The 13,661-nt window shown below is 37.2% G+C and carries 13 protein-coding genes and 1 pseudogene; 2 read left to right on the top strand and 12 right to left on the bottom strand.

The genetic code is table 11. The annotated features are described in order from the left end of the window. Positions 1-26 precede the first annotated feature (26 nt). Positions 27-1,073 carry a hypothetical protein gene (locus A3EE_RS0109905; protein WP_018343289.1) on the bottom strand — a complete coding sequence of 349 codons (1,047 nt, stop codon included), beginning with the start codon at positions 1,071-1,073 and terminating at the stop codon, positions 27-29. 181 nt (positions 1,074-1,254) lie between these two features. On the opposite strand from A3EE_RS0109905, the gene porZ reads away from it, so the two are divergent. Both porZ and recO read left to right on the top strand, forming a co-directional pair. After that, positions 1,255-3,510, top strand: coding sequence for a type IX secretion system anionic LPS delivery protein PorZ (porZ, locus tag A3EE_RS0109910; RefSeq protein ID WP_018343290.1), 2,256 nt, complete (start codon positions 1,255-1,257; stop codon positions 3,508-3,510). Next, entirely contained in the window at positions 3,510-4,184 is a 675-nt protein-coding gene (gene recO, locus A3EE_RS0109915; RefSeq protein WP_018343291.1) for a DNA repair protein RecO, read from the top strand. Before porZ ends, recO begins: the two co-directional genes overlap by 1 nt. Positions 4,185-4,194: 10 nt before the next feature. Here recO and A3EE_RS0109920 read toward each other — a convergent pair whose 3' ends face one another. The 11 genes and pseudogenes from A3EE_RS0109920 to A3EE_RS0109970 all read right to left on the bottom strand — a co-directional run. Then, positions 4,195-5,010 carry a hypothetical protein gene (locus A3EE_RS0109920; RefSeq protein ID WP_018343292.1) on the bottom strand — a complete coding sequence of 272 codons (816 nt, stop codon included), beginning with the start codon at positions 5,008-5,010 and terminating at the stop codon, positions 4,195-4,197. Between the two features lie 123 nt (positions 5,011-5,133). Next, entirely contained in the window at positions 5,134-5,553 is a 420-nt protein-coding gene (locus tag A3EE_RS0109925) for a hypothetical protein (protein WP_018343293.1), read from the bottom strand. A gap of 57 nt (positions 5,554-5,610) precedes the next feature. Beyond that, positions 5,611-6,078 carry a hypothetical protein gene (locus tag A3EE_RS0109930; protein ID WP_018343294.1) on the bottom strand — a complete coding sequence of 156 codons (468 nt, stop codon included), beginning with the start codon at positions 6,076-6,078 and terminating at the stop codon, positions 5,611-5,613. A gap of 160 nt (positions 6,079-6,238) precedes the next feature. Continuing rightward, positions 6,239-7,036 (bottom strand): tryptophan synthase subunit alpha, encoded by a 798-nt coding sequence (gene trpA / locus A3EE_RS0109935; protein WP_018343295.1) that lies wholly within the window; start codon positions 7,034-7,036, stop codon positions 6,239-6,241. A gap of 1 nt (position 7,037) precedes the next feature. Beyond that, positions 7,038-8,234 carry a tryptophan synthase subunit beta gene (gene trpB / locus A3EE_RS0109940; protein WP_018343296.1) on the bottom strand — a complete coding sequence of 399 codons (1,197 nt, stop codon included), beginning with the start codon at positions 8,232-8,234 and terminating at the stop codon, positions 7,038-7,040. A gap of 156 nt (positions 8,235-8,390) precedes the next feature. Continuing rightward, positions 8,391-9,020 carry a phosphoribosylanthranilate isomerase gene (locus A3EE_RS0109945; protein WP_026209716.1) on the bottom strand — a complete coding sequence of 210 codons (630 nt, stop codon included), beginning with the start codon at positions 9,018-9,020 and terminating at the stop codon, positions 8,391-8,393. A gap of 65 nt (positions 9,021-9,085) precedes the next feature. Beyond that, on the bottom strand, positions 9,086-9,871 hold the full coding sequence (trpC, locus tag A3EE_RS0109950) for an indole-3-glycerol phosphate synthase TrpC (RefSeq protein ID WP_018343298.1): 786 nt from the start codon (positions 9,869-9,871) through the stop codon (positions 9,086-9,088). 67 nt (positions 9,872-9,938) lie between these two features. Further along, positions 9,939-10,925 carry an anthranilate phosphoribosyltransferase gene (gene trpD, locus A3EE_RS0109955; protein WP_018343299.1) on the bottom strand — a complete coding sequence of 329 codons (987 nt, stop codon included), beginning with the start codon at positions 10,923-10,925 and terminating at the stop codon, positions 9,939-9,941. A gap of 208 nt (positions 10,926-11,133) precedes the next feature. Continuing rightward, positions 11,134-11,730, bottom strand: coding sequence for an anthranilate synthase component II (locus A3EE_RS0109960; RefSeq protein ID WP_018343300.1), 597 nt, complete (start codon positions 11,728-11,730; stop codon positions 11,134-11,136). A gap of 12 nt (positions 11,731-11,742) precedes the next feature. Beyond that, positions 11,743-13,158, bottom strand: a complete 1,416-nt coding sequence (locus tag A3EE_RS0109965; protein WP_018343301.1) for an anthranilate synthase component I family protein — start codon at positions 13,156-13,158, stop codon at positions 11,743-11,745. Positions 13,159-13,414: 256 nt separating this feature from the next. Then, positions 13,415-13,661, bottom strand: a pseudogene (locus tag A3EE_RS0109970) (IS110 family RNA-guided transposase); the annotation flags it as partial.

A 13,661-nucleotide genomic window follows, 5' to 3' on the forward strand; every position in this document is an offset into this window, starting at 1 on the left:
ATTTTTATTTATGAACCTTTTCTTTTTTAATAAAATTTACGTTCAATAATTTTGAAAAATTCATCACGCTCCTCTACACGAGAGTCCCATTTATTTTTCTTACTGTATGTATCTATTAAGACTTTTTGTGTTGTTTCAAAATCAGAACATTGTTCGATGTGTGAGAGCGCATCGTTGTATTCATTTACTTTGCCATCAAACAATACGTTTATAAATAAGAACTTTAGATTAAGAGGAATGGAAGATTTAATATCTTCGATTTTACTTTTACTTAAACGCTCTGCAATAGAATTTCCTGATTGAGAGTTTTGTTTGATCTGATCATTTATTGAAATCGCAGGCTTGGGAGCAGGTTGATTCGCCAGATTTTCAAGAGGCTTTGGTTGAACTGTTTCAACTTTAGGTTCAGGAGGGGTTATTTTTACAAGTTTCTCAACATTAGCTTGTTGAGGTGGAGAAACCAATAACGTTAGCTTTAATAATTGATTGAATTTATCAACGATTGGATCAGAATATTGAACCACATGCTGCTTCGGTGCAACAGCTGTATATGCCTTAATCAGTTCGTTTACATCAAGGGCACCATCATGCATGCTGTTTACCTTCGCAATCCAAAGCTGAAAAGTGTCTTTGTATAATTTGAAAAACTTCTCCTTATCCAGTAAATCTGATTTCGTAATTCGATCCGTTTTATTGATTTCCTGCTCAATGAATTCAGAAGGATTCAGTAAATAGGTTAATGTATCAATAATGCTTTTTTGAACCAAGGGTTTGAAGAATTCTTTGCGAACAACAATATGTCTGGAAACCTTATTCACAAAGGCTTTCAATGCAAGGGCAACTTCTTCTTCTTCGTAATTGAAATAAGGACTTTTTAGTCGCCCTATTTCATCCTTCCAGCGATCAAATAAATTCATTAAAATAAAAAAATTCAATTGTTCTATTTCAGTAAAGCGAACAATTTCCTCGCCTTTGATACTTTCCTTTTTGGAAAAAAAATCGTTAACAAGTTTTTCAGAAAGTGCTACTCCATAAGATTGAATGGTTGATTTATCTAGTTGAAGTTGGCTCATATTGTTCTGTTATTTATATATTTTATCAAAGTTACATTACTCATTTCAATAATGAAAAAACTAGCACCTTTTTGTTAAACGGTTCATCTTAAATAAAATGTATGAATTCAGAATAAAAAGGGGTTTGAATACCATAAACTAATTGTAAATTCGTTCTTAGTAAAGGTTTAAATCAACTCCTATGCGCCTTTTTGGATTCTTCATACTTTTATTTTACACGTTTAGTGCCATTGGACAAACAAATTCAAATGTTCCGATCGGCGTGTGGCGTACCCATTTATCTACTGCATCTGTTGCTACAGTTTCTGTAGCAAATAATAAAATCTATGCAGCTTCGGTCAAAAGCAGTTTTACATATGATATTTCAGACAACCACGTTGCATCCTTATCGAAGATCGATGGATTGACACAAAGTGATATTGAAGTCATTCGTTTTAATAAATCAACAAATACAGGACTGATCGGTTATTCAAATGGCAATATTGATATTATCAAAAATGGTTCATTATCTAACTTTGATGTTATTTTCCGTTCAAACGTTGCGGGCTCAAAGAAGATCAATAACATAACACTGTATGATCAGGTAGCATTTATTTCATGTGATTATGGTGTTACAGTAATTGATTTAAAGCGAAATGAAGTAATAGAGTCCTGGATGAATTTGAGAGCCGGAGGATTACCGAACATTGTTTATGGAGCAACATTAAATGCAAATCAGGATTCTATTTTTCTTGCTACAGAATACGGTTTAATGAGTGGGCGATATAATAAGCCTGGTGTGAATTTAATGGATTTTACCAATTGGAAAGTCTATACAAATATATCTACTACGGGCATTAATTCAGTTGGAGAACTGAACGGAAGAGTTTATGCAGGAGTAAAGCAAACCGGAGTTTTTGTTTTGACAGGAAGTACATGGCAAAATATTGGCTTAACGATTGATGCCGAGTGCTGGAATCTGGTTAACTCAAATAATAAGCTACTTGTTTGCGCAGGATCAAAATTATTTTCCATACAAAATGCTACAACATATAGTGCAGTTGGTATTCCTTCTTATGCAGGACATATTCATGATGCAGTGTATGATCAATCGGGTTCTATATGGATGGCAGATTTAAACAATGGCCTTATTAAACTGGATGGTACAAACGATAGCCAGGTATCTTTGAATGGGCCATTCAGCAACAAAACATTTAATTTGTATTATTACAAAAATACGATGCTTGCAAATTCAGGCGGGTATGACAATGCCTTTGCACGTAATTATAATGCAGATGGGTTTTATGAATTTCAGGATCAAAACCAATGGGTAAGTTATTATAGATACAATAGTAATTTCCCGGATGGTTTTTCAGATAACGTTGTTGCTAGCTATAATTCTTTTGATGATACCTTATACATAGGTTCATTTGGAGATGGCATGGTTGCTTTTAAAAAGCCTAATACGTTTGTTAAAATAAATACTACTAACAGTCCACTTAAATCAAATTATGTAACGGGACTAGATACCGATGAAGATGGAACATTGTGGATTACTACATATAAAACCCCTCAATTTTCTCCAAGCCTTTATTCAAAGACAAAAGCAGGAGCATGGAGTTCATATACGATGAATACAGCCAAAGTAGAAAACCTGAATTTACTGCAAATAAAAATTGATTCGTTTGGGAATAAATGGATGCGATTCAGTGGAAATGAGGGCATGATGATTTTTGACAATAAAACCTATCAGCAACGGTATTTTACTACCGGAGCAACCGGAGGCAATTTGCCAAGCAATAAAATAAATTGTATTGAAATTGACAGAAAAGGTGTTGTATGGGTGGGAAGTGATCAGGGCATTGCAGGTTTTTATGATCCGTCAAGGGCATTCTCATCGTCTTTTGTAGCGCCTATATATAATGGCTTCGGCGTATTGTTTGATAAAAGTATTACGTGTATTAAAACAGATGGAGGCAATAGAAAATGGGTTGGCACAACAGAAGGTTTATGGTTATTCAATGATAATTTTACGGAAGCAATACATTTTTTCACTACGGTAAATAGTCCGCTTTACTCAAACTACATTATTTCAATTGATATACACCCGTTAACTGGAGAAGTATTTATTGCAACAGATCAAGGGATGATTTCATACAGGTCTGATGCTACTGTATCGGAGACTACAGATTTTAGTGGCGCAAAAATTTTCCCGAATCCGGTTCGCCCGGGATTTTCAGGTGTCGTAGCGATTGAAGGATTACAGGATAATGTAATGGTTAAAATTACAGATATGCAAGGTAAACTGTTTTATGAAACACGCTCTAATGGTGGTACTGCAACATGGAATCTTGTAAACTACGCTGGAGTAAGAGCTGAAACAGGCATGTACCTTGTGTTTGCAACTACTGAAAAAGGAGAACAGAAGTTTGTTGGTAAAATAGCGATCATTCAATAATGCTGCATAAAACCAAAGGCATCGTTTTAAATTATATCAAGTACAGCGATACATCTATTATCGCAAAAATATATACAGAAGCCTTTGGATTGCAATCGTATATTGTAAACAGTGTCCGCAGCAGTAAAGCAAAAAACAAGATCGCATTATTTCAGCCTTTAACACTTTTAGATATGGTTGTGTATCACAAGAACAACCATGGCTTGCAACGCATTTCAGAGAGCCGTTGTGCCGAACCTTATTTTACAATTCCTTTTGATATTCATAAAACAAGTATTTCTATTTTTCTATCAGAAATACTTTTGAAAACATTAAAAGAAGAAGTCGCCAATCATGAATTGTTTGATTTTTTATATCACTCTTTTCATGCCTTGGATAAGATTGAAAAAAATACGCTGAATTTTCATGCGTCGTTTATGCTGCGGTATTCTTTTTATTTGGGATTTTTTCCTGCAGAAGTAAAAAGTGTTTGGGAAAATAGTTTATATAAGCCTTCTCAGGAAATTATAACCTATATAGAAAATTGTATGAAGTTTACCTATTTTGAATCCTTTGCATCAACAAATGTTCATAGAAGGGAGGCCCTCGATATCCTTATAGCTTTTTATAAAAACCAGATTGAATCCTTCGGAGACCTCCATTCTATTAGTATTCTCAGAGAAGTGATGGAGTAATCGGTATAATTTATTGCTGAAGCAACGTAATTTTACGCTCCACTACATTGTATTTACCCGGAATTGGTTTTTCTGAAGCATCCAACAATTCTAGCTTGATCGTTGACTCGCCAAGCGGCAATCCTTTTAAGATATAACCTCTCCAGTCAGTAATGATAAAGCTTTTGCCGTTTACAGTAGCTCTTACTCTGTTACCTGTTTCAGATAAGGTTGTGTTTACAAGGAAGAAATCCAACAATACATTTGCGGTGTCTTTTCCTTTGTATTCGCCTTTTGGTCTGCTATAAAATAGCAATGGTTTAGTAAGGTCAACTTTTTCAGGTGTTGCTTTTCCAACGGTGAATTGTCTTAGATCCGATGCACCAAAATGTTTTAAGCTTTCATGATACGAACGTGAAAGAAACGATAGTGCAATGTAATGACCATCCGGCAAGGTGTCTGTAAAAGATGGGCTATACTTAGCCTGGTATGGCGCATTATTTAAGATCAAATGAATGTGTTGTCCCTTGTCTGAGTTTGCACAGCTGATCGCGCAAGAACCTTCAACAGTAGGTTTAGCTAATTGATAATTTTTTATTTCGTAAGAAAATTTAACATTGTTGGATTTTAAAACAGTGCCTTCTGCCGGACTGTTTAATTCTAAAATAGCATCACTAAACTCCGGAGAATCTTTTAATGGAATTAGTTCAAGTACTTTTCCTAAAGCAGTTGAATCATTAATGATGACATCTGAGGTGTCGCTTGGGTCGGTAGGAACTTCTTTGGGTTTGGTTTCACAGCTTAATAAGGTAGCCAGAATTCCAAGAGATAGAATTATTTTTTTCATGATAGATAATATGTTAAGATGGAAGAATTTGTATTGGTGTGATAATCATTTTGTCGTATGATTTTAATTTTCTGTTTAGAGGCCAGCGGTCGTATAAAAATAATTCAATGGGTTTCCACATGCTTACCCATCCAAAAATGTACATGGATTCTTTATAATAAAGTCAAAGTAACGAATCTCATCGTAGCCTTTTAAACGATCTTCAATTACGAAATTAAGGCTGAGTGCTGCAATCATAATGGGTACACCCTTGCTCAAGGCATCCAATGATTGCGTTTTCATTACCATCAATTCGTTTTTTAATTCCGTTGTGTGTATCAGATAGAACTCATTCAACTTTGCGCTGATATTTGCAGCATCAAGCGTCGTTAATGATTTGGGTACGTGAATAAGAATCGAGTATTCTTTTTTGGCACCATGCGCCACTATAGTGGAAATGATTGTATAGATCCAGTCTTCAACTTTGGCATCATCCAAATCATAATTTGGGCCAACTGAATCGCGGATACATTTTTCTGTTATAAATAAATCAATAACAATCATATGTGAAACGGTGCTGATTTAAAAAGTGCGTTTCACTAAGTTATAAAAAAAATGGAACTACTCAATTTTTCTAACCAAATAAGCGTCAATTACCAAACGGTGCTTGCGTTTGCCATTATAGTATTCGGTTCGCAGAACCATAATATCTTTGTTGAGTTTTTTGACATAAACACCATGCCGCGACATAATATCCGGGCATGGGCCGTTGCATACCAATTCTCTTTCGTTATACGTTAACTTAAGTACATTATCAGATGTAAATTCCCATGTACCGCCTGTATTTTGAGGGCATACATAATTATTTCCTTCCATAAAACACATCTGAAAATATTCAGTTTCATAGGTGTGATTTACTTTAAACTCAATATGACCTGTTGTGTAATAGGTGGTATCCATCCCTTTTCCATTGGTATAAATATGGTAGGATTGTAATTTCCATGTTCCGTATATAAATGTAGAATCAGATGCCTGAGCGATTACAGATACTAAAGAGAGAAAAATTGTTAATAGTAATAATTTCTTCATACTCAAACTCTTTTTTTAGTATTTAACTGAAATCAAGTTACAAAGGTTGTGAATGTGAGGGTAATAAAAAAAATGAAAAACTGTAACCTTTTGTTATTTCAATACCTTGAATTAAGGGAAAGAGAAAAAATAAGCCCCGCTGGCTCCGCGGGGCTTATTTTTAATTTTTTATACGTTGCACAAATTGGATAATATCGGCTTCAATATTTTTACTTGTCGATAACATCCGGACAAATGCCGATCCGATAATTGCCCCATTCGCATAAGCACAGGCGTCTTCAAAAGTTTCCTTGTTTTTGATGTTAAAACCGATCATACGTGGACTTTTCAGTCCCATATTTTTGATCCGGCTGAAATACGCATCGTGATTATCTTCTGTCTTTTTCGCATCGTTTCCGGTGGTACTATTCGTAGAAACCATGTAGATGAAACCTTGTGTAATGTTGTCAATTACATGCAAACGTTCATCCGAAGTGTTTGGTGTGATCAATGACACATTCGAAATATTATGCGATTCACACAAAGTTTGATAATGCTCTGTGTATTCATCAAGTGGCAGGTCGGGAAGAATAACACCATCAATACCGATAGCACTTATTTCTTGCATGAATTTTTCAACACCATATTGCATCACGGTATTGAAGTAGCCCATTACCAAAATTGGTATGGTAACTTCTTTACGGATATCTTTCAATTGCCCCAACAATGTTTTAATGGTCATGCCATTATTAATAGAATCTAAACTGCTTTGTTGAATGATTGGTCCGTCTGCAACCGGATCTGAATAAGGCATCCCGATCTCTACCATATCAACGCCTGCTTTTTCCAACGCTTTCAAAACAGTTACAGTATCATTGATTGCGGGATAGCCTGCAGTAAAATATATATTCAGTAAGTTGTTACTTTTCTTTTGGAACAACTCAGTTAATCGATTTGAAATTTTAGTTGTAGTTTCCATATTAGTTCTTTGTTAAAAATTCTTCTTTGCGTGTAATGTAGGTCATCATATCTTTATCGCCGCGGCCGGATAAATTCACAACAACAACATCTGAATTTTTGAATGTAAGAGTTTCAAGTGCTGCCACTGCATGTGCAGATTCCAATGCAGGAATGATGCCTTCAGTGCGTGCCAGCATAAATGCAGCTTGAAAAGCTTCTTTATCGGTTGCACTAATAAATTTTGCACGCCCCGTTTCAAATAAATGTGCATGCATGGGCCCGATGCCCGGATAATCCAGACCTGCAGAAATAGAGTGTGGTTCTACAACCTGTCCGTCTTCTGTTTGCATTAATAAGGTTTTGCTGCCATGCAACACTCCAGGTTTTCCTAAGAACGTTGTTGCCGCAGAATAACCGGAGTATATACCTTCACCTGCAGCTTCAACAGCAATTAACTCAACATTTTTACGATCCAGGAAATGATAGAATGCTCCTGCAGCGTTACTGCCCCCGCCAACACAGGCGATCACATGCGTCGGTTCTGGATTGCCGGTGATTGTTTGCAGCTCACTCATAATTTCTTCGCTGATCACTGCCTGTAATCGTGCTACCATATCCGGATATGGATGCGGCCCCACAACAGAACCAATAATGTAGAACGTATCTACCGGATTGTTGATCCAATCACGTAAAGCTTCGTTGGTTGCGTCTTTCAGCGTTTTGCTTCCAGTCATGGCAGGTATTACTTCAGCCCCAAGCATTTTCATTCGCTCAACATTCGGCTTTTGTCTTTCAATATCAACAGCACCCATGTGCACCACACAAGGCATGCCCATTAAGGCACAAGCTGTAGCGGTTGCTACTCCATGCTGGCCAGCACCGGTCTCTGCAATGATACGGGTCTTGCCCATACGCTTTGCGATAAGAATTTGTCCGATGGTGTTATTGATTTTATGTGCACCTGTGTGACATAAGTCTTCGCGCTTTAAATAAACATTTGTGTTGTATTTTTCAGACAAACGTTTTGCGAAGTATAAAGGAGTTGGTCTGCCTACATAATTGCGAAGCAGATCTTTGTATTCAGTTTGGAAAGATTCGCTGTTGATGATCTTTAAATAATTCTCACGAAGCTCTTCAACATTTGGATACAGCATTTCGGGAATAAATGCTCCTCCGAAACTTCCGTAATATCCTTTTTTATCGACGTTATAATTCATTTTGTGTATGCTTAAGGCTAAAAGCTTAATGCTTAAAGCGAGTGTTTGTATAGTTTTATTGTACGATCTCTTATTCTAATTCTCTTAAAATCGCCATCGTGTGGACGATATATATGTTATTAGTTTCATAGTATCTTAATTTAAGAGCTAAAAGCTTTAAGCCTTCGGCTTTAGGCTTTGTGCAAATTTTCTAACACGCTCTACATCCTTTAATCCTGGCTCTAACTCAAAGCGGCTGTTAATGTCGAGTGCGTATATGTTAACACTTGAAAGCGTATTAAGTTCGCTGAGAATGGATTCATCTATACCACCGCTTAAAAACAATGGAATTTTGTTGTCGTATTCTTTTAATATCTCCCAGTTGAAACGATTGCCGCTGCCACCGTATTCAGGGGTTTTGGTATCGAACAGAAAATAATCCGCTACTTTTTTATACGGTTCTAAGATCGACCAATCCATTATTTCACCTACATGAAAAACCTTGATCACTTCCAATCCGTCTTTTTTACAAGCAAGGCAAAATTCAGGAGTTTCATGTCCATGCAATTGAACCGCTTTAAATCCGTATGCAGAACAGATGCGCAGTACTTCTTCCAAGGATTCATTTACAAACACACCTGTTTTTATAATAGATGCAGGAAGTGCTTTTACAAATTCAGGTGTTAACGTTTCACCACAATATCTTTTTGAAGGTTTGTAGAAAATAAAGCCCATATAATCTGGCGCCAGCGTTGCCACTGCTCCCGCATTATCCGGATACTTCATACCACAAACTTTCAGTTTCATATTGATAATGTTATTTATTGAACAGTTGTCAGACGACTTTTTTGTCGTCCGACAACTTGTATTTTTTACTTAGACTCAGCTACTAATTTCTTCAAAGCCGCACCCGGATCATTGGTTTTCATAAATGATTCGCCGATCAGAAAACCTGTATAGCCATGTTTTTTCAATTCAATAATGGTTTTCGGATCATCGATGCCACTTTCAGAAACTTTGATGTAACGATCCGGAATATGTTTTGCTATATCGATCGAAGTCTGGATGCTTACTTCGAATGTTTTAAGATTTCGATTATTTACACCAATAACATCAACGGTATCAATCAAGTTTCCTTCAAGCTCTTCCGCATTGTGAACTTCAAGCAATACCTCTAAATTCAGTTTGTGTGCATACTCCGACAATTCTTTGATGCGTTGCGGAGTTAAGCATGCCGAGATCAATAAAATAACGTCTGCACCCATGGCACGGGCTTCTTCGATCTGGTATTCGTCTACCATAAAATCTTTGCGCAAAATCGGAATCTGTATCAAAGCTCTTGCCTGAAGCAGATCTTCGGTTGTACCGCCAAAGAATTTTGTATCAGTCAACACCGAACACGCACTTGCACCTGCCGCCTGGTAACCGGTTACAACCTGCTTCAGATCAACGTTTGCATTGATGATTCCTTTTGAAGGAGACTGACGTTTGTGTTCAGCAATTACGCCGCTTAACGCCGGATTGCTTAAATATTTTTTAAACGAAAGTGTTGGTCTGCTATATAAAGGCGACTTGCGAAGTTCTTCAACGGAAGTGCGTGCTTTTCTGTCGGCAACCTCTATCCACTTATGTTCAATTATTTTATCCAGAATATTCATGATCAATTTTATTAATTCTTACCAAAACAGATTCATCAGGTTGGGATGAATGCTTGATACTATAAAATTACTTAACTGCTTTTTTAAAACATGCATATGCATCTCCGCTCTCTAACGATTCGCGGGCCGTAGCAATGGCATCGAATAATGAAATGTCGGGTTTTGCCAATGAAATGGCCATCCCTGCATTTGCTATAACAACTTCTTTTTGAGCACGGGTGCCTTTATTTTCCAATACTTCAATAAAGATTTTCGCGGCATCCTCAACCGTTTTTCCTCCGGATAATTCTTCTGGTTTGCAGATATGCAATCCAAGATCATCCGGTTCAAGTACACGGTCTATATGATTTGAAATTACTTTCACGCCACCGGTTAACGAGATTTCATCGTAGCCGTCAAGCGCATGTATGATGGTAAACTTGCTGTTCAGACTTTGGTGAATGTAACCATACAAACGTGCAAGATCCATATTGAATGTACCCAGCATGTGATACGTTGGGAGTGCAGGATTTACCAAGGGACCTAGCATATTGTAAATGGTACGCATACCGATTTCTTTACGAACGGGAGCAACATTTTTTAATGCCGGGTGAAATAAGGGTGCATGCAGCATGCAGAAGTTTGATTCTTCTATTTGCTTACGCAGTGCACTTTTGTCGTTGGTAAATTTATAACCCAGGTATTCAACCACGTTTGAAGAACCGCAGCTTGAAGACACAGCATAATTGCCATGTTTGGCAACTTTAATACCTGCACCTGCAACTACAAAACAGGATAAGGTAGAAATGTTAAATGTATCTTTTCCATCTCCGCCTGTACCGACAATGTCAATTGGATTATATTCAGACAAATCCGCATCCAGACACATTTCCAACAACGCTTCTCTGAACCCTTGTAATTCCGCAACAGTAATGCTGCGCATCATATATACAGAAATAAATGCGGCAACCTGCGCTGCATTTACCGTTCCGTTTCCGATAGCCAACATGGCATTTTTCGCTTCGTCTTTTGTTAAGCGATAATGACTGGTCAGCTGCTGTAATAATTCTTTCATACTATTATATATGTATCAAATAAATTGATCGTGTTATTTAAGGATTATAAACTAACCTGGCGCGAGTCTTAGCGAAGCGGGACTCGTGTCCATAATTTTGCAGTCTTTGACTGCGTTTCATTAAATAAACATGTAGTCAAAGACTACGGAATGATAGACACCAGTCTGAGGACTGGCGCCAGGTGAACGGTTTGGAATTTGTGTTTTGTTATTTGGAATTTGTCCCTTCGGACTCCAGCCAGTTTTGCATCATCTTTTGTCCGAACTCTGTTAAGATTGATTCCGGGTGAAACTGAACGCCAACAAGGTCTAATGTTTTATGTTTTAACGCCATGATCTTTCCCTGATCGTCCTCCGCAGTGATCTGCAATACATCCGGAAAATCTTTGCGATCTACTACCCATGAATGATATCTACCGGTAGTGACCTCATGTGGTATACCTGCAAACAAAACTCCTGAATCTAAAATTTTAGTTTTAGTAGCAATACCGTGATACACTTTTTCAAGATTGGTTAAGGTACCGCCAAATACTTCGCCAATTGCCTGATGGCCTAAGCACACACCAAAGATGCTTTTTTTACCAGCGTAGGTGCGGATCACATCCTGCAAAATACCTGCTTCGGATGGAATGCCCGGTCCGGGTGATAATAATATTTTATCAAAACGTGCAATTTCTTCAACAGTGATCTTATCGTTGCGATGTACTTCCACATTTGTATAACCCAATGCTTTAATAATGTGCACCAAGTTATATGTGAACGAATCGTAGTTGTCTAAAACCAGTATGGATATATTCTTATTCATGATACTTCCTGTTTAAATTTGTTCAGCCATTTCAATGGCTTTTTTAAGCGCTGCTAATTTGTTGTTCACTTCCTGCAGCTCACTATTAATATCCGACAGATCTACAACACCGGCACCTGCCTGATAGAATAAGATATTGTCTTTACTCATAATCGTGCGGATCATGATGGCATGATTGAATTCGCCGTTGAAACCAATGAAACCGATTGCACCGCCATAGAAACCCCGGTTGCCATGTTCGTTGCGATCGATGATCTGCATGGCATTGTGTTTTGGTGCACCCGATAAGGTACCCGCAGGGAATGTATCGCCCACAATATTCATAAACGCATCTTTGTTATCCATTTTGCCTGTTACTTTTGAAACCAGGTGAATCACGTGCGAATAATATTGTACTTCTTTTAATGTTTCAACTTCCACATCGTGACAATGACGACTAAGATCATTACGCGCAAGATCCACTAGCATGATGTGTTCCGAGTTTTCTTTCGGATCATTTAATAACTGCATTGCCAGATCGTAATCTTTAACATCATCACCTGTACGGCGGAATGTACCGGCAATCGGATAGATGCTTGCTTTTTCTTCCTTCACAACAATCTGCGCTTCAGGAGATGAACCAAATAATCTAAAGCTGCCGTAATCAAAGTAGAATAGATACGGAGACGGATTAATAGAACGTAAACTTCTGTATACATTAAAATCATCGCCTATATATTGTCTGGAAAATCTGCGTGAAAGAACAATCTGGAATACATCGCCTCTACGGCAGTGCTCTTTTCCTTTTTGCAGAACTTTTAAAAATTCTTCGTCTGTGAAATTAGATTCTTCGCGATCAGCTAATCTGAATTCATAAGAAGCAAAGTTGCGACTGTTTAAATACGCTTCGATTTGTTCGATTGAGCTCTTATCGCCGTATTCAGCGCCTTCCGGATAATTTTCAACGATGGTTAATTCATTATTGAAATGATTAAATACCAAAATGAAACGATAGATATGGTATTGCAGATCCGGAATCTTGCGGTATTCCGTTTCAAAGGTTTTTATTTTTATGTCTTCGAAATAACGGACAGCATCGTACGCCGTGTAACCAAAAATACCACTGCTGGTGAACGGGAATTTCTTTTCGTCAACCTTAAAACGTTTTACAAATTTTGTAATCTGTGCGGGAACATTTACCTGTTCAATTTCAAGATTGGTTGTTGTGCCATCCGGATAGTATTCAGTAAAATATCCTTTATCTATTTTAATTCCGGCGATCGGGTTACAGCAGATATAAGAATAAATATCCTGGTTGCCATGATAATCCGAACTTTCAAGCAGCATGGTCTGCGGAAACTTATCGCGTAATTTTAAATACATGCTTACCGGTGTGGTTGTATCAGCAAGTATTTTTTTATAGCGAAGCTTTAATGTATATGTTTTCATAAATAGAATATCCTTGGGGTGTATAAAACAAATGAGGCTTGCCGTGAACAGCAAGCCTCATTTTTGATATATTTTCAAACAGGACACAGCAGCATGTTCACGAACCGATTAGTTCACGTACCACCACCATTGTTTAGTTCCTGTCATTGTTTTCATGTTTACAAAGATATGGGGGAATTTTCAATTTCCAAATGCGGGAACTAAAATTTTGAATAAAGCAGCTAAAGAGGATGTTTTCGCCGTGGATTTCTATGGTTTATGCAAGTGCATTGGTATAAATATATTCATATTTTCTATTATCTCTAACGCATGCAAATACACGATGTATTAATTTATTTCGAATAGCGTTTATAACATTCATTTTTGCTTTCCCTTGTTTTATTTTACGATCGTAGAATTCTGTAATTTCTTTATTTGATTGAATAGCAACCAGTGCTGCCATGTGTAATATTGATTTGATACGCATATTTGCTTTTCTTGATACATGTGTTCGTTTTCTTACG

Source organism: Cytophaga aurantiaca DSM 3654, assembly GCF_000379725.1.
Classification (GTDB): Bacteria; Bacteroidota; Bacteroidia; order Cytophagales; family Cytophagaceae; genus Cytophaga; species Cytophaga aurantiaca.